Raw genomic sequence first — 15941 nt, 5'->3', positions numbered from 1 at the left:
CGGATGGTGGATAAAGAAGGCGTATCTGTGACAGCACCTACCACTGCAGCGGATGCGCACAGTAGTGACCCCGACGGTTTCCTGATTCGGCGAATGCTCGACAGCCGTATCCCCGTCCCGGATATGGAAGGACACCACGATTCTCGTATCTGACACGCCCGAGCTCACCCCTGCTCTCGCGCAGCGCATCCACAGACACCACGTCGTCATCATCGGCTCCGGGTTCGGTGGATTGTTCGCGGCGAAACAGTTGCGTAAGGCCAATGTGGACGTCACTCTCATCGCGAAGACCACCCACCACCTTTTTCAGCCCCTGCTTTATCAGGTGGCCACCGGCATCCTCTCGGAGGGCGAGATCGCTCCATCGACACGGCTGATCCTCAAGAACCAGCACAACGCGTCGGTCGTCCTCGGCGACGTCACCACCATCGACATCGATAACAAGGTCGTCACCTCACGCTTCCTCGAGCGGATCACCGTCACCGAGTACGACAGCATCATCGTCGCCGCGGGCGCGGGCCAGTCTTACTTCGGCAACGACCACTTCGCCGAGTACGCACCCGGAATGAAGACCATCGACGACGCCCTCGAACTACGCGGACGCATCCTCGGCGCATTCGATCAAGCCGAAGCCGCCACCGATCCAGCCGAGATCGAAAGGCTGCTCACCTTCGTCGTCGTCGGTGCCGGACCTACCGGAGTCGAAATGGCAGGCCAGATCGCCGAACTCGCACACAAGACCCTCGACGGCACCTACCGCCACATCGACAGCCGCAACGCGCGCATCATTCTGCTCGACGCGGCCCCGAAGGTGTTGCCGCCGTTCGCGGATTCCCTCGGTCAGGCCGCCGCGAAGCGGCTGTCCAAGGTGGGCGTGGACATTCAGCTCGGGGCGATGGTCACCGATGTCGACGCCGACGGTCTGTCCGTCAAGCACGCCGACGGAACGATCCGACGCATCTCGGCGCGCACCAAGGTGTGGTCTGCCGGTGTTGCCGCCAGCCCCCTCGGCAAGCAACTCGCCGATCAGTCTGGAGCCGAGGTCGACCGTGCCGGGCGCGTGCTGGTGGGCAAGGACCTCACGCTTCCCGGTCATCCAGAGGTGTTCGTGGTCGGCGACATGATGAGTCTCGACAAGCTCCCCGGTGTCGCGCAGGTTGCTATTCAGGGCGGACGTTATGCTGCACGGGTCATCGAAGATGGCGTCGAAGCTGTACGGGCGGGCCGAAAAATGCCTGCGCGCAGTGACTTCAAGTACTTCGACAAGGGCTCGATGGCCACGGTGTCTCGTTTCAGCGCCGTCGCGCAAGTCGGTCCGATCAAGATCACCGGGTTCATCGCCTGGGTCATGTGGCTGCTCGTCCACCTGCTTTACATCGTCGGCTTCCGCAGCCGACTGACCACCGTGATCTCCTGGCTGACGGCGTTCTTCTCCAAGGGGCGAGGTCAGCTCGCAGTGACCGAACAGCAGGTCGAGGCGAGGGCAGCAATGGTCTACTTCAACGCGCCGGATACGAGCGATGCAGGCATCGAAGTCACCGCACCGGAACCGGCGCTCGCCGCGCACCCACTGCAAGCGACCCGCGCGTAACCAGTAGAAACACGCACGATTCCGCCGAATGCAGTACTGCAAGCTCTCGGAAGAGGTAAAGCATTTGCCGTTGATCGGTCGGACTTCGCACATTTCTGATCGATTTTATGAAACTATGACCCGAAAGAGTAAACATGCTCCTGAAATCAGACAGAGCTATTTTGGATTTCGCTTTAAAGTGGCTCCCGTGGGGAGGGGGGTCTGACGAAGACATTATGGTTGGATTCGGACTATCGGCTGTGCAATTCTACTCACGCTTGCAGGCGTTTCTTGATTCCGGAGCGCGTCCGCAAGATCTGAACGAGACAAAAGTGATCGAATTATATCGACTGTGCAATTCACATCTTGCACAGGTTCGACGACTGCGAAAGTAAGTCAATTCAGCACACACCAGATCTCGCACAATATTTCACGCTGGACTCTCTGCCTCCTTGCACACACTACATGCGTTGCGTCGGAACATGCCCTCGTCGGTCTGTCTCGAACGGCAGCGTTGGACGACACAGCCAATAACATCTTAGTCAATTCCGTGGGTACCAGATATTTGGACCGTCCGCCCCTCGCGAACAGAGATCCGGCCAAGCTTGATGCTGCGGCTGCAATCCAGCCGCTAGGTCGATTGGCTCGATCAATGGAAAAGCATCCATGATCGTCTTCCTGTGCATTTCAGCGGTGGCCTTCGCAACCCGGGGCACATGTTCCCGTCGACGGTGGATACCTGGACCGCTGACTTCATTGCGGACATATGCCGGCCTAAATGAGCTCGCTCAAACATTATTTCGTTCCTACATTTCTACAAACTCGCTCTGATCAGAAAGCAACCCTATGACCGCTGATCCAAGAATTACGAGACACACCAAAGTCGGCGTCCTCCGCGAGTCATCGGACGGTGAACGCCGTGTGGCTCTGGTTCCCAAGATTGTTGGCTCCTTGATCGGCAGGGGTGTGGCGGTTGTTGTCGAGTCGGGGGCCGGTCTGTCCGCCCTCATTCCGGATCAGTTGTACGTCGAAGCAGGAGCCGAGATCGGCGACCCGTGGTCTGCCGACGTGGTGGTGAAAGTTGCCCCTCCCACCGACGCCGAAATAGCGAAATTGTCGCCGGGTACGACGTTGATCGGCTTCCTCGCACCTCGTAACGCCGACAACAAGATCGAGGCGCTCGCCGCAGCAGGAGTGCAGGCATTCGCCGTCGAGGCAATTCCGCGTATCTCTCGTGCCCAGGTGATGGACGCATTGTCCTCGCAAGCGAACGTGGCGGGTTACAAGGCAGTGATTCTGGCGGCGTCGGAGTCCACTCGGTTCTTCCCGATGCTCACCACTGCCGCGGGCACGGTGAAGCCGGCGACAGTACTTGTGCTCGGCGTCGGTGTCGCCGGTCTGCAGGCACTGGCCACGGCGAAGCGTCTCGGCGGTCGACCGACCGGGTACGACGTGCGTCCCGAGGTTGCCGATCAGGTGCGTTCGGTGGGTGCTCAGTGGCTCGATCTCGGCATCGATGCCGCTGGCGAAGGTGGGTATGCGCGTGAACTGACCGAAGACGAGCGCGCCCAGCAGCAGCAGGCTCTCGAAGAGGCCATCAAGGGCTTCGATGTCGTCATCACCACCGCATTGGTGCCGGGTCGTCCCGCGCCTCGTCTGGTCACTGCCGCAGCGGTCGAGGGCATGAAGCCCGGAAGTGTGGTCGTCGACCTCGCAGGTGAGACCGGCGGCAACTGCGAGCTGACCGAACCGGGCCAGACCGTCGTCAAGCACGACGTCACGATCGCCTCGCCGCTGAACCTGCCCTCAACGATGCCCGAGCACGCAAGCGAGCTGTACTCAAAGAACGTATCTGCACTGCTCGAGTTGCTGCTCGACGAGAACGGTGCCCTCGCACCCGACTTCTCCGACGAGGTCATAGCACAGTCCTGTGTGACCAGAGCGGAAACGGACGAGCAAAGCGAGACCGCAAATGCTGGCTGAAGTGACTTCTCTCGGACGTCCCGCGAACGCAATGGCCGACCGGTTGACGTCACTTGTCGGCCACCTGGTTTCTGCCCTCAGCAAGCCCCTCGAAGCTCGGCATCTCAGCCTTGAATTGGACGCGGCATCGCGTTCCCTGATTCCGGACAGTGAGTATTGATGTACACCCCACTTCTCGCGAACATCGCGATTCTTGTGCTGGCCGGCTTCGTCGGCTTCGCGGTCATCTCCAAAGTTCCCAACACTCTGCACACGCCGTTGATGTCGGGCACCAACGCCATTCACGGCATCGTCATGCTCGGCGCGCTCATCGTCCTCGGTCGCTTGCCGGAGGACGCGTCGTGGGGCGTGCGCATCATTGCGTTGGTCGCGCTGATCTTCGGCACGCTCAACGTCGTCGGCGGGTTCCTGGTCACCGACCGCATGCTCAGCATGTTCAAGTCCAAGCCGGTGCCCGCCAAGACCGAGAAGGGTGCCGACTCCTGATGAACAACCTTGTCAACATTCTCTACATCGTCGCCTTCGGCATGTTCATCTACGGCCTGATGGGTCTGACCGGTCCGAAGACCGCCGTGCGCGGCAACTGGATCGCCGCCGTCGGTATGGGAATCGCTGTGATTGCAACGCTGATCGAGGTGCGCGACGCCGCCGCGATCAACTGGATCCTCATCGCCGCGGGCCTGGCGATCGGTGTGCTCCTCGGAGTTCCACCGGCCAAGCGCACCAAGATGACGGCAATGCCGCAGCTAGTGGCACTGTTCAACGGTGTCGGCGGCGGCACAGTGGCGTTGATCGCGTGGGCCGAGTTCATCGAGACCGACGGATTCTCGGCATTCCAGCACGGTGAAGAACCGACGGTCCACATCGTCGTCGGATCCTTGTTCGCTGCCGTGATCGGTTCGGTGTCGTTCTGGGGCTCGCTGGTGGCGTTCCTCAAGTTGCAGGAACTGCTCAACAAGAACGTGGAAAAGGCGTTCGTCAAGAACGCACGAACCTTCCAGCTGACCAACATCGTCCTGCTGATACTCGCCGTGGCGGTCGCGATCTACATAGGAATCGAATCCACCCCGGGTCATGGCACCTCGGTCCTGTTCATCGTGCTGCTGCTCGTCGCTGCCGGTCTGATGGGCCTGTTAGTGGTCTTCCCGATCGGCGGCGCCGATATGCCCGTGGTGATCTCGCTGCTCAACGCTCTGACAGGTCTCTCCGCTGCGGCTGCCGGTCTCGCACTCGACAACACAGCGATGATCGTGGCAGGCATGATCGTCGGTGCCTCGGGCTCGATCCTGACCAACCTGATGGCAACAGCAATGAACCGGTCCATTCCGGCGATCGTGTTCGGATCGTTCGGAGGCGGCGGTGCCGACGCCGCTATCGGAGCAGACACATCCGGCGGCGTCGTCAAAGCAACGTCAGCAGCGGATGCAGCGATCCAGATGGCCTACGCCTCGCAGGTCATCGTCGTCCCCGGTTACGGCCTTGCCGTCGCGCAGGCCCAGCACGCAGTCAAGGACATGGCGGCAATCCTCGAAAGCAAGGGCGTTGAGGTGAAATACGCCATCCACCCCGTAGCGGGCCGTATGCCAGGGCACATGAACGTGCTTTTGGCCGAAGCCGACGTCGACTACGACGCGATGAAAGAAATGGACGACATCAACGGCGAGTTCTCACGCACCGACGTCACCATCGTGATCGGTGCCAACGACGTCACCAACCCGGCCGCGCGCAACGACCCGTCCAGCCCGATCCATGGCATGCCAATCCTAAACGTCGACGAGTCGCGCTCGGTGATCGTGCTCAAGCGCTCGATGAGCTCCGGCTACGCAGGCATCGACAACCCGCTGTTCACAGCCGACCGCACCTCCATGTTGTTCGGCGACGCCAAGAAGTCGGTCAACTCTGTGATCGAGGAGCTTAAAGCGCTCTAAACACCATTGTTGTAAGTGAAATGTAGGCCGGCTATCTCTTCGAGGTGCTAAACCACTCCGCAGAGATACCCGAAAGGTGATGACGCGACTTTGAGCACGAAGGGTAAGTGGTTATGGCGAACGGCACCGTGAAGTGGTTCAACGGGGAGAGGGGCTTCGGCGTCATCGAGCAGGAGGGTGGCGGATCCGACGTGTTCGTCCATTACTCCGAGATCGAGGGGCAAGGTTTTCGCAACCTGGATGAAGGTCAGCGCGTGGAATTCGAGATCGGTCAGGGCATCAAGCGCCCGCAAGCAACCGGCGTTCGCAGCCTCTGATAGCGCGGAACACGCACCAGGGCAACCGCATCGAATGATTGGGCACGCACGTGGCCGCACCCAATCCGTCCTGAGCGGCAGCACCATGGCGGCTGTCAGATCGTCACCAACGGGCAACTCCTGCAGACACTCGCATTCCCGTGTATGCCACTCGCGCGTCACTGCCTCTTCCGTTTCCGGGTGTGTGAACACATCAGCATCCCACGGCGGGCGGTAACCGCAGGTAGTGATCTCGCATGGCTTGTCGGCAGAGTCGAAGGCGAGCAGGTCGATCGAGACAACAGTGGCGCTGAACTGGTGTTCGGTCCCTCTTCGGGCTTCTTGCGCTGGCTGCCGAGGCGATTACAGAGCCGGTCCGATACTGGATACAGACCGCTATACAGACCAGCTGGTTGCTAGCGCGACTGCGGACAGTTCGTTACTGTGCCTAGTTACCAAGGGCAGCGAGGTGCGGGAGGCGCGGTTAGATGCCACGGGAATGGAGAGCAGCGGTCACCGGCGCAAGTTCTGGGGTCGGCCGCGAAATTGCGTTGCAGCTCGCAAGCCAGAACTGGTCTCTTTCCCTCGCAGACAAGAACTTCGACGCCCTCCTGGACGTCCAGTCACAGTGTGCGGCTACCACCAACGTCACACACGTGACCCGTCTAGACGTCGCCGACCGGTCTCAAATCGACTCGTGGGCAGCGTCTTCACGCTCCGCCTTAGGCGATATCGATGCGGTCTTCAACGTCGCGGGCATCCTCTACAGCGGCGACGTCATCGACACTCCCCCAGCTGACTTCGATCTCGTGATGGCAACCAACTTCGAGAGCGTGGTGAACAGCTCTCGCGCCTTTCTGCCGGATATCATGAAGTCACGTCGAGGTCGAATCATCAACGTGTCGTCCGCCTTCGGTGTCATGTCTGCACCCGGCTACTCGGCGTATAACTCATCCAAATTTGCCGTACGAGGTTTCACCGAGGCCCTAAACCAAGAGCTGCGGCTCGCATCACGAACGGCCCGTGCGACATGTGTCATCCCTGGTGGACTCAAGACGTCGATCGCGCGGACGGGACGGGCGGCACCCGGAGTTGATCAGGCGCGGACTGCCGAACTATTCGATAACCACGTAGCCCGAACCACCCCTGAAGTGGCCGCCCGCAAGATTATCGCGGGTGCGTGGAAGGGAAAGTCGCAGGTGACAATTGGGAATGACGCTCGCCTCATCGACGTGACCACGCGCGCGCTCGGCCCTCTTTACCAACAACTGCTACCTGCGCTCCAAGCACTGCGGCGGCGCTGACAAGCCGTCACCAACGGACAATTCACTCACCAGACCTGCGGGGGTCGGTCAACCATGTCGAATAGCTGGATCTTGATAGAGACGTTCGGAGACGAAGAGCCATCGGTTATCGGAGTTGGGTCTTCGCCCAAGTCCTTTGTCTCACCTCGTAATGTTCTACGCAGCTCCTCCAGCCGCAACGAGGCAATGGCCGCGGTAGCGGAAGCATTTTCCACAGGGGCTGTGGTGGATCGGCTGTCCAAAGACCGCTACAGGCGAGTACTGGCCGAACCACTGCACACCTTCGCGGGCCGCACCCATGGCGTGTGGGTGTGGCTCGGCCATCGCGACGAGACTCCACCTCGACGAGACGCCGCTGGGGCGTGGCAGTTCAACCTCACCAAGAGCACCGCAAGCGGTAGCAACGATCTACTCGACCTTTACCGCGTTCCGCAGGACGAGCGCGAGACCCAGCGTGCACTCGCGGGCGCGTTCACCCGACTTGTCACCAACCGTGACGAGAGCGAAGCTATGGCCAAGATCGTTCAATCAGCGCCTGGCACCACTCATCAGGCGGTCTGGACCGTCAGGACGGACGATAGCGAGCTTCGGGCCGCGCACTTCTCGTGCAGGATGATTGCCGAAGACGGGGTTTCGGGCACCGAAGTGATCCTGAGGGGTATCACCCACGACATCGGCCCCGCAGGGGAAATCAATATCGCTCCCCCACCTACGATTCTCGAGCATCGCGTTCTGGAGGCTTCCACCAAGGAGGGCGAGTACCGCGCACTGGTCAACCTCAGAACGCTCAACTTGTTGCGCTGGTATAACTCTGAACCTGCACCGAATATCTGCTGGGAGAACCTTCTGGATGAACCGTTACCGGCGATTCATCCGGACGACGTACCGATTGCGAAGCAAATGTCGAACGCACTCGCACGCGAACGCACCAACGGCGTGCTTCGCTTCAGGACTCTCGACGGAAATTGGAAGCCAATGACAGTCGACGCGGTTTTGGTCTCGCTCGATCAGCACACCACAGCCGCGCTCGTCACTCTGACCGAATTGCCCGAGGAGTAAATAAGTTCGCGGATACGGACGAATCCACATAGCCCGTTGTGGACTCCGAGCGGTCGAAGTACGCGCGCATAGATTCCGTTTTATAGTTGCGTCTTTTACAAGGATTGCGCGCGTGTCGTGCGGGCATCGCGGGTTCGACTCCACGCAGCCGCCACCGTCCGAATCGACACCCCATATGCATCGGCGAACAGTTCGATGCGCTCCTCGTTCTCGGGCTTGCGCCCACGTTCGATGTCAGCGAGAACGGTAGTCGACATCCCGAGCAGCTGCGCAGCGTCGCCTTGAGACAGCGCCGCGTGCACCCTCAAGTCGGACAGTTTGAGCTGGGACTCCGGGATCGGAACCAGCGCCGCGACCGACGTATGCAGGGCGTTCGCGATCCGGCCAAGCGTCGCAGGCGGTGGCGTCGAGCGCCCCGTCTCCCAGGTCGATACCGCCTGCCTCGTTGCACCCACTTTCGCTGCGAGGTCGTCAGCACTGAACCCCGCACGTACCCGTAGCTCCCGCAACCGGTCGGCGCGAAACCCACGAACTCCGCTTCGCGGCACTGTTTCAACTCCCTGTCGACCTTGCAAGACAGTCCCATCTTCCTCGGTCGACAACGACTGCGAGCCCTTGTGAGTTTTATAGTTGCGCGTTACTGTTGCTAATATGCACTCGTACGATTTGAGTTCCACGAAGCAGAACCGATTGCGCGGTGTACCGAACCTGTTCTACAGTCCTGATGCGCGCCCAAAAGGGATTCCTCGGTGCTTGTCTATCTCGGCACTGCTTGTAGCGCGGGACATCAGGTCGGTCTGTTCACAGAATCCGTCCGACCATTCCTGTCGGGAGTTCTACATGTTCGCGTCGCTCGCCCTTGCCGCATCGCAGTTGCCGTCGACGGCTGAGACCAGCAATTACCATCGTCGAACGTCAGCGCTGGGCCATGACGGACGAGGTGCGACGGCAGGTGCATTCAGCCGACATTGCCGCTTTCGCCGAAGTTACGGGGACGAATCAAAGTGAGTGCCGCACGGGATGCGATGGTGCCAAATCTTCTCTCACTGAATGAGTTCTGCGCATCAATTGTCGTAAATCGGACACACGGCGACCTGATTGCATGCTCGCTCGACCATGGGCATTCCGGTCGCCATCAATACATCGGTGACGACGGAGCCCTGCTAGCCGAGTGGGGTCCATCCGCATCATGCAATAAGCGGTCCACTCCTACCCCTAAGCCGTAGACCTGGCAGCTCGGACTGCAACCCGACCCGAGTGGGCTTTCGCTGATAGTCCCACTCGTGAGCTACAGGAGCTCCCCCGCGCCCTGTAGCTCGACCGGTGGACCGGCGCGAGGGTCGCGCAGTGAGCGCATTTCATCATGTTCAGCGCTGCGTGGCCCCGCCGGGACATCACCCCTCGAACTCACACCTCTTCGCACAGAAAGGATTCCGATACCCGATGTGGATTTTTCAGCAGCCGTGGTTCTGGTCGGTGGTCTTCGGCTGGCTCTGAGCCTCTAGCACGTGATGGGTGCGTGCGACTGGCCCACAACCTATGGATCGCACGCACCCATCCACTTCTCTCGACCGACTTACCTAAAACCAATTGTCGCCAGAACGGTTGCTCCGCAATCGCATTCACCAGCACGACCCGATCGCCGGGTCGCACCAGGAAGGGATCGACACCAATGCCAGCATCACAGGGCACCGGACACCACCGCCCATCGAAGAAGCGAGGGCGGGTGATCAAATCGCTGCCCGCCGTGGCCGCGGTGACCATCGCCGGCCTGACCGTGCAGGCCGCTCCTGCTCAAGCTGCACCATCGCAGCCGGGAGTGACCAGCCCTCGAGGATCACAACCGGGGGTCACGAGCGCACCACAAACGGCACCCGCCACCCCGCCGCCGGCCGCGCCGGCGCAGCGTCAGTACCTGCCCGGCTACCAGCCCTCACCACAGGTCCAGCAGACCCCGTCACGGAGTTACGACGACTACCTGGCGGGCAACCAGCAGTCCTCGTACTACCAGAACACCTACTACGAAGCCCCCGCTCCGCAGGCCGCCCCGAGCGAAGCGCCCCCGGCATTGCAGGCGACCCCGCCGCCCCCGCCGCCGGTCCCGACCGTGCAACGCACCGTCATAGCTCCGATCGACGCACCCGACGGCTACTTCCTCGTCGGCGGTGAACTCGTGCCGTACGACCCGAACATCGTTGACCGCAATTTCGTCGAGCAGTTCAACAACACCACCCAGGCAATCCAGGCTGATGGCGGAAACTGGCTCGCGGACAACGGGTTCGCCGACGCTCCACGCGCCGACCGCATCGCGGCAGGTACCGCTACTGGTGTCATCACCGGCGGCGCTGTCGGCCTTGCCGCGTCCGTGGTCCCGGCTGCGGTGATCACCGGAACGGCTGCTGCCATCGGCGGTGGACTCGGTGCCGCCGCCACTACCGCAGCCGCACCCGCGGTCATCTGGGGCGGGCCGCTGGGCTGGGTGTTCATTCCCGGCGCAGCCGCGCTCGCAGGAGCAGGAGTCGGCGCGGCCCTCTCCGCACCGATCGTGCTGGGTCTGACCGGCGCAGGCGCTGTCATCGGCGGCGTCCTCGGTGCCACCGTTCTCGGCGGCGAGCAGCAGATCATCGAAGAGCCTGCACCGCTTCCGGCGCCGGACAGCGTCCCGGCTCCTCCGGCTGCGCCGCTGACCGTCGATGCCCCCAGTGTGCAGAACGCCATCGACACCACGGTCGAGCAGGCAACTACCGCCGCCCAGGTGTGGACCGAACCCGCGTACGACGCCGTACAGGGATTCACCTCCACCGCGCTCGCACAGCCGGAGGTGGCACAGACCGTCGCAGCCGTCCAGTCCGCCACAGCTCCTCTGGTCGATCAGGCCACTGCCGCTCTCGGCGGCTTGCAGGCGGCGTTCGCACCCGCCTGATTCGCCCTACAGCCAGCTAGTTGAACAAGCCAGGAAGGACAACATCCAGATGATCCGCCGTTCGACGACATCTCCGATTGCCAGTGCCACCGGCCCCGCCCGGTCAGGGGTGCCGTCGAGCTCGCCCCGTGTGCCGCGATCGCGCCGACGCGCGGTCGCGGCAGCCGGGGCTGCTGTGGTGTTCGTGGCCGTCGCCGCCGCTGTGTTGTTCAGCGGTGGCGACTCCGAGCCGGACACGACAGCCACCGACACCATCGCCTCTTCCTCGGTCGCGCCGACAACCGTTGCGGTCGGGCCGGATTGCTCGATGCCGGCCGGTGATCGGAACAGCGGCCCAGGGGTCATCGCCGCGTTCGAGCACGCCTACTACGTCCAGCGATCGGGCGCGGCCGCGCACGCTCTGGTTTCACCGAACGCCCCGGCGAGTGCCCCGTTCTCCGTCGAAGCCAACCTCGACGCAGGTATCGCCACCGTCCCGGTCGGCACCACCTACTGCCTCGACATCGACCCGCTGCGCACCGGTTCCTACACCCTCACTCTCACCGAGAGCGGCCCGAACGGGCCTGGGACGCAGTACCGCCAACGGATCACCACCGACCAGGTCGACGGTCGCTACGTCATCGCCGCCATCGAGCCAGCGTGATCACCCACCGCCGCCACAGCGCGAGATCGCCGCAGCACCGCGGCGAACAGCCACCACGAAAGGAACGCCAGGACATGAGCGATGCAGCGAGCGAATGGGCCGAGGCCGCCACCGCAGTACGACAGGCACGCGAGACCCTCGAGGCGTCGACCGCGAGCGAGATCCGCGCATGGGCCGAAAAGTCCGGGCTGACCGACTGGTCGATGTGGCAGAAGATCAAACGCGAGCTCTACAAGCAGCTCGACCTCGACTACGACGGATTGCGCGCCAGCGAAGCCGAGCAGGTCACCGACGCGGTCGCCTCCGCGGCGTCGGCCGCACCGGTGGTCGAGCTCTACGCTGCAGGCGATGAGCGCGGCAGCTTCGCCGTGGTCGGAGACGGTGACGAAACAGCCTGGTACGGAACATTTCACGCCAAGGACGCGGTGTTCCGGCAGGGCGATCAGACCTCGGCCGACGACTCGGCGGCCGGCAAGGCAGCCTTTCTCGCCGGCAAGCTACGCGAAGAGCTCGACGCCCCCGCGATCCGGCTGATACTGCACATCTCCAACCCTCACCTCGACGGCACACGGCTCGCCGCTCTAGCCGCGCGATACGGAGTGCACCTCGAACGCCTCGAGATCGACGACGAGAACCCGGCCACCGTGTGGTGCGAGGTTCCCGGACACCGGCCGTGGCAGGCCATCCGGCTCTCCGACCTGCTCGTCGACGATCAAGCGGAGGTCGGCTGATGGCCGAACAGCACCCGCGCCCCGACGTCGAGAACCCCGTCGCGGGCTACGAAGCCGAGGACACCGTCAACCTCCGCGCTCAGCGGCTGCGCCGACCCGAATCCGAACCGGACGAACAGCCTGCAGAAGAGCCGGCCGACGACACCGCACCGGACCCGTACGGGGTCGGGCAGGACGCATTGGCGGCGGTCGAGACACCCGATGTCGACCCCGCAGCGTTCTACCGCGCACGACTGTTCGACCGCCAGGAAGAAGACCTGACCGCCGAGCCCGCCGAAGCAGGCCTGAGGGGCCGGATCAACGCCGCCCTGGGAACTCACCTCAAACCCAAGCCCACCTCTGCCGAAGTCAGACTGCGTCAGTCGATTCGCGTTGTGCAACAACCCCTTCCCGGATGCTCGGTGGTCTCGGTCATCAATCCCAAGGGCGGAGCCGGCAAAACTCCGACATCGGTCATGCTCGGTTCGACGTTCGGCAAGCACCGTGGCCACGGGGTGACGGTCTTCGACGCCAGCGAATCACTCGGCAGTCTCGGCGATCGAGCCGCCCGCACCACCGATCCGGAGCTCACGGTGTGGGACCTGCTCGACCACGCACACGAGCTGGCCTCTTCGTCGGCGGTGTCGGGATCGCTCAATGCGTTCCTGCGGCGTCAACCGACGATGGAAGGCATTCTCGCTGCTGATAATTCGGCCGACCGTGAGCGCAACCTGGGGTGGGACGAATGCGCTGCGGTGATGGCAGTGCTGCGCCGACACCGGGACCTGATCGTCATCGACACCGCTGCCAATCCTTTGGCCGAGAGCTGGCAGTGGGCCGTGCAGCATTCCGATGCCCTGGTCGTTCCGCTCCCGCTACGCCTCGACATCGCACGGCAGGTCTATCAGATGCTCGAGGGCATCATCGCCCGCGGCTACGGGCACCTGTTGGCATCGACGGTCGTGGTGACCTGTGCAACCCCCGATTCCAACCCGGGATTGGCGTCGGCGGTCTTCGAGGATCTGCGCAATCTCGGTGTGCAGGAAAGCAATTTCATTCAGGCCCCGTACGAATCAGCGCTCGCCCGCGGCGATCGGATCGTCTACAAGGACCTTCCTCCGGCCACGATCGAGGCCTACACCAACGTCACCGCCCTGATCGCCGACAACGTCGCCGCGGCACGACACGGCGTGGCCTACCAATTCACCGATCCGTACTCGCCGCAATCGGTGAACCGCCAGCCCGACAGCGCACCACCCCCGCAGCTCTCGCAGTGGGAGCGGCGCAGCCGCGACCGTCGCGGAGCCTGACCCGTTCCCACCCCGCTCGACGCACACGAGGAGAACACCATGACCGGCCAGAGAACGCACACCGCCCCGCGTCGACGACCGCGCCGGACACCGTCGGCGCTAACCATCGTCGTCTCCGCGGTGGTCCTGGCCGCGGGCACCGTCCCCGCACACGCAGCCCCGGCCGCGACGGCGGCGACCTCGTGCGCGAAGTACGTCGCGATCATGGCCCCGGGTACGTGGGAGACCAACGCCGCGGCGAATCCGAGCACCCCGGTCGGGATGCTTGCCACTGTCGGCAACGCGCTGAAACAGAAGTACGGCAACGACATCGAGGTCTACTACCCGGCGTACGCGGCCTCGGCGTTCGACAAGGGCCGCACCTACGCCGACAGCAAGGAGACCGGCAAGAGCGCGATCAACAACATCCTCACCTCGGCGTGCGCGACGTCGAAGTTCCTGCTCTCGGGCTACTCCCAAGGCGCGGACGCTGCCGGCGACATCGCCGCCGAGATCGGCAACGGCCGCGGCGTCGTGCCCGCGGCCCGCATCCTCGGCGTCGGTCTGGTCGCAGATCCGCACCAGGGCACCGCCGGCGGCACCGTCGTCGGGCCGAAGGTCGACGGCCAGGGCATCGGCGGCGTCCGGCCCGAAGGCTTCGGTTCCCTGGCCCCAGTGGTCAAGCAGCTCTGCAATCCCACGGACCTGTACTGCTCGACGAATGCAGGCAAGGACGGTCTGCTCGCGGGCCTGGGCAAGGTCCTGGCGAACAAGCCCGTCGACCCAGCCATCACCGGCAGGCAAACCAGAAGCGGATCGACCGCAGCAGCGTCGACGATCGCGCAGGGAGGCGTCACGGGTGCCGGAACACAGCCCGGGACGACACCGGCACAGTCGGCTTCGGTCAGCGATTTTGCGTCGTCGCTGGTCTCGGACTTCTCCCGCGTCGATCTGGCCGGTGCCGCGAACACCGCCTCGACCCTCGGCGAGCGGGTCGCCACCCTGCCCGACTCGGTGGGAACCAACCGCACTCAGTCTCAGGTCGCCAGCGTCGGGGCCTCGGCGATATCGCTGCTCAACACCCTCGAACCGGTCGCCGATGTGCAGTCGGTGATCGCCGCGAACCCCGGCATCCGCTCCACTCTCGACACCGCACCGGAAGGATCGCCGGAAGCGAAGACCTCCACGGTGCTCGACGCACTCGACCAGATCGACATCCCCGCAGTCCTGAGCACAGCGACCTCGATCGCCGACACCGCCTCGTCGGTACTCGGCGGAACCGGCACCACCGCCGGCCTCGCCGGCACCGCGTCGACCCTGAGCGGGCAGGTCGCACCGTTGCAGTCCGTGTCCCCGGACGCGCTGACCTCGGCAACGCAGGTCCTCTCACTGCTCAAGCCGAAGACAGTGGTCAACCAGATCGTCAACGTCGCTACCGGCTTCACGAGCCTGGACTACCAAGGCATCGTCGACAACCTGATCGCGCTGCCGCAAAAGGTCGCCGCACTCGATGTTGCGGGATCGCACAAGATCGCCGGAGACCTCAACAACCAGTTCGCACCGATCGTGAAAATGGCTGCGGGAGTGGACCTGAGCACCCTGGCAGCGTTGGTGGCGATGATCCCCGACCCCAGCGGCTCGGCGCAAATCGCCTCCCTGGTGCTGAGCTTGCTCGGCAACGTCGACGTGATCCGCCTGGCCAACGATGTCGGCGCGATTCAGGAAGTCGCGTGGAAGATCCTCGAAACCGGCAACCTCGCGGCCGCCGCCGAGCTGCTCCCGATCGGGCTCGACCTCGCCTCGGTCGCGGTCGGAGTGCTCACCGGATCCTCCAAGACCAGCCCCGACCAGCTCGGCGCACAGACCCAGGTCACCGGTCAGTCCGCAGCGATCGGTCAGCAAGCCTCCACCGGCGACTTCGCCGGTCTGGCAGGCAGTCTCGTCTCACTGGCCTCGTCACCGGGTGCCGGCGATGCTGCCGAGCTGGTCGGTGCCGGTATCGACGCCGCGACGTTCTTCGCCTCCGGTGCGCACCAGTCCTACGGCGACTTCACGGTCGACTCCACCGGCCGCAGCGCCCTGCAATGGCTCATCGACTTCTTCACCCAGAAGATCGGGGGCTGACCGGCGGCCACCGAGCAGGCTCTGCAGCCGGGCGGGCATGACGCAGAGCAGCCGAAAACTACAGCACCACAACAGAAATACGCGTACCACCACAGGTGTCCGGGCGGGCACT

General features: G+C 63.4%; 14 protein-coding genes. 13 read left to right on the top strand and 1 reads right to left on the bottom strand.

Features of this window, described 5'->3' with window-relative positions:
• Window positions 1-139 precede the first annotated feature (139 nt).
• From CH256_RS16765 to CH256_RS16730, 8 genes are all read left to right on the top strand, one after another.
• On the top strand, window positions 140-1591 hold the full coding sequence (locus CH256_RS16765; RefSeq protein ID WP_037192135.1) for an NAD(P)/FAD-dependent oxidoreductase: 1452 nt from the start codon (window positions 140-142) through the stop codon (window positions 1589-1591).
• A 134-nt stretch (window positions 1592-1725) separates the two neighbouring features.
• Entirely contained in the window at window positions 1726-1965 is a 240-nt protein-coding gene (locus tag CH256_RS29015; protein ID WP_082323718.1) for a DUF3263 domain-containing protein, read from the top strand.
• A gap of 451 nt (window positions 1966-2416) precedes the next feature.
• Window positions 2417-3553: a Re/Si-specific NAD(P)(+) transhydrogenase subunit alpha gene (locus CH256_RS16755; RefSeq protein WP_052047776.1), complete on the top strand. Its 1137-nt coding sequence runs from the start codon at window positions 2417-2419 to the stop codon at window positions 3551-3553.
• A 159-nt stretch (window positions 3554-3712) separates the two neighbouring features.
• Window positions 3713-4039: an NAD(P) transhydrogenase subunit alpha gene (locus CH256_RS16750; protein ID WP_037192133.1), complete on the top strand. Its 327-nt coding sequence runs from the start codon at window positions 3713-3715 to the stop codon at window positions 4037-4039.
• The gene (locus tag CH256_RS16745) at window positions 4039-5481 is read left to right on the top strand and encodes an NAD(P)(+) transhydrogenase (Re/Si-specific) subunit beta (protein WP_037192131.1); all 1443 of its coding nucleotides are present in this window, start codon (window positions 4039-4041) and stop codon (window positions 5479-5481) included. Before CH256_RS16750 ends, CH256_RS16745 begins: the two co-directional genes overlap by 1 nt.
• Before the next feature lie 113 nt (window positions 5482-5594).
• On the top strand, window positions 5595-5798 hold the full coding sequence (locus CH256_RS16740; protein ID WP_037192129.1) for a cold-shock protein: 204 nt from the start codon (window positions 5595-5597) through the stop codon (window positions 5796-5798).
• Window positions 5799-6265: 467 nt separating this feature from the next.
• A complete protein-coding gene (locus tag CH256_RS16735; RefSeq protein ID WP_037192127.1) occupies window positions 6266-7081 on the top strand; it encodes an SDR family NAD(P)-dependent oxidoreductase in 816 nt (271 codons plus the stop codon).
• 54 nt (window positions 7082-7135) lie between these two features.
• Entirely contained in the window at window positions 7136-8140 is a 1005-nt protein-coding gene (locus tag CH256_RS16730; protein WP_094670079.1) for a GAF domain-containing protein, read from the top strand.
• Between the two features lie 95 nt (window positions 8141-8235).
• Here CH256_RS16730 and CH256_RS16725 read toward each other — a convergent pair whose 3' ends face one another.
• Window positions 8236-8688: a helix-turn-helix transcriptional regulator gene (locus tag CH256_RS16725; protein WP_037192122.1), complete on the bottom strand. Its 453-nt coding sequence runs from the start codon at window positions 8686-8688 to the stop codon at window positions 8236-8238.
• A 1124-nt stretch (window positions 8689-9812) separates the two neighbouring features.
• Between CH256_RS16725 and CH256_RS16720 the strand changes: the two genes are divergently transcribed.
• The 5 genes from CH256_RS16720 (at window position 9813) to CH256_RS16700 (ending at window position 15829) form a co-directional block, all read left to right on the top strand.
• The gene (locus CH256_RS16720) at window positions 9813-11063 is read left to right on the top strand and encodes a hypothetical protein (RefSeq protein WP_256989457.1); all 1251 of its coding nucleotides are present in this window, start codon (window positions 9813-9815) and stop codon (window positions 11061-11063) included.
• Window positions 11064-11112: 49 nt separating this feature from the next.
• Complete coding sequence (locus tag CH256_RS16715; RefSeq protein WP_256989456.1) at window positions 11113-11706, top strand: hypothetical protein; 594 nt, start codon at window positions 11113-11115, stop codon at window positions 11704-11706.
• A 74-nt stretch (window positions 11707-11780) separates the two neighbouring features.
• The gene (locus tag CH256_RS16710; RefSeq protein ID WP_037185244.1) at window positions 11781-12437 is read left to right on the top strand and encodes a hypothetical protein; all 657 of its coding nucleotides are present in this window, start codon (window positions 11781-11783) and stop codon (window positions 12435-12437) included.
• Entirely contained in the window at window positions 12437-13726 is a 1290-nt protein-coding gene (locus tag CH256_RS16705) for a MinD/ParA family ATP-binding protein (RefSeq protein WP_094670077.1), read from the top strand. Before CH256_RS16710 ends, CH256_RS16705 begins: the two co-directional genes overlap by 1 nt.
• A gap of 39 nt (window positions 13727-13765) precedes the next feature.
• The gene (locus CH256_RS16700) at window positions 13766-15829 is read left to right on the top strand and encodes a cutinase family protein (RefSeq protein ID WP_094670076.1); all 2064 of its coding nucleotides are present in this window, start codon (window positions 13766-13768) and stop codon (window positions 15827-15829) included.
• Window positions 15830-15941: the final 112 nt, after the last annotated feature.

This window comes from Rhodococcus sp. 05-2254-6, assembly GCF_002258565.1.
GTDB lineage: Bacteria > Actinomycetota > Actinomycetes > Mycobacteriales > Mycobacteriaceae > Rhodococcoides.
Note: the sequence above shows the minus strand (reverse complement) of the source record. Positions and strands in the feature narration are given on the sequence as shown.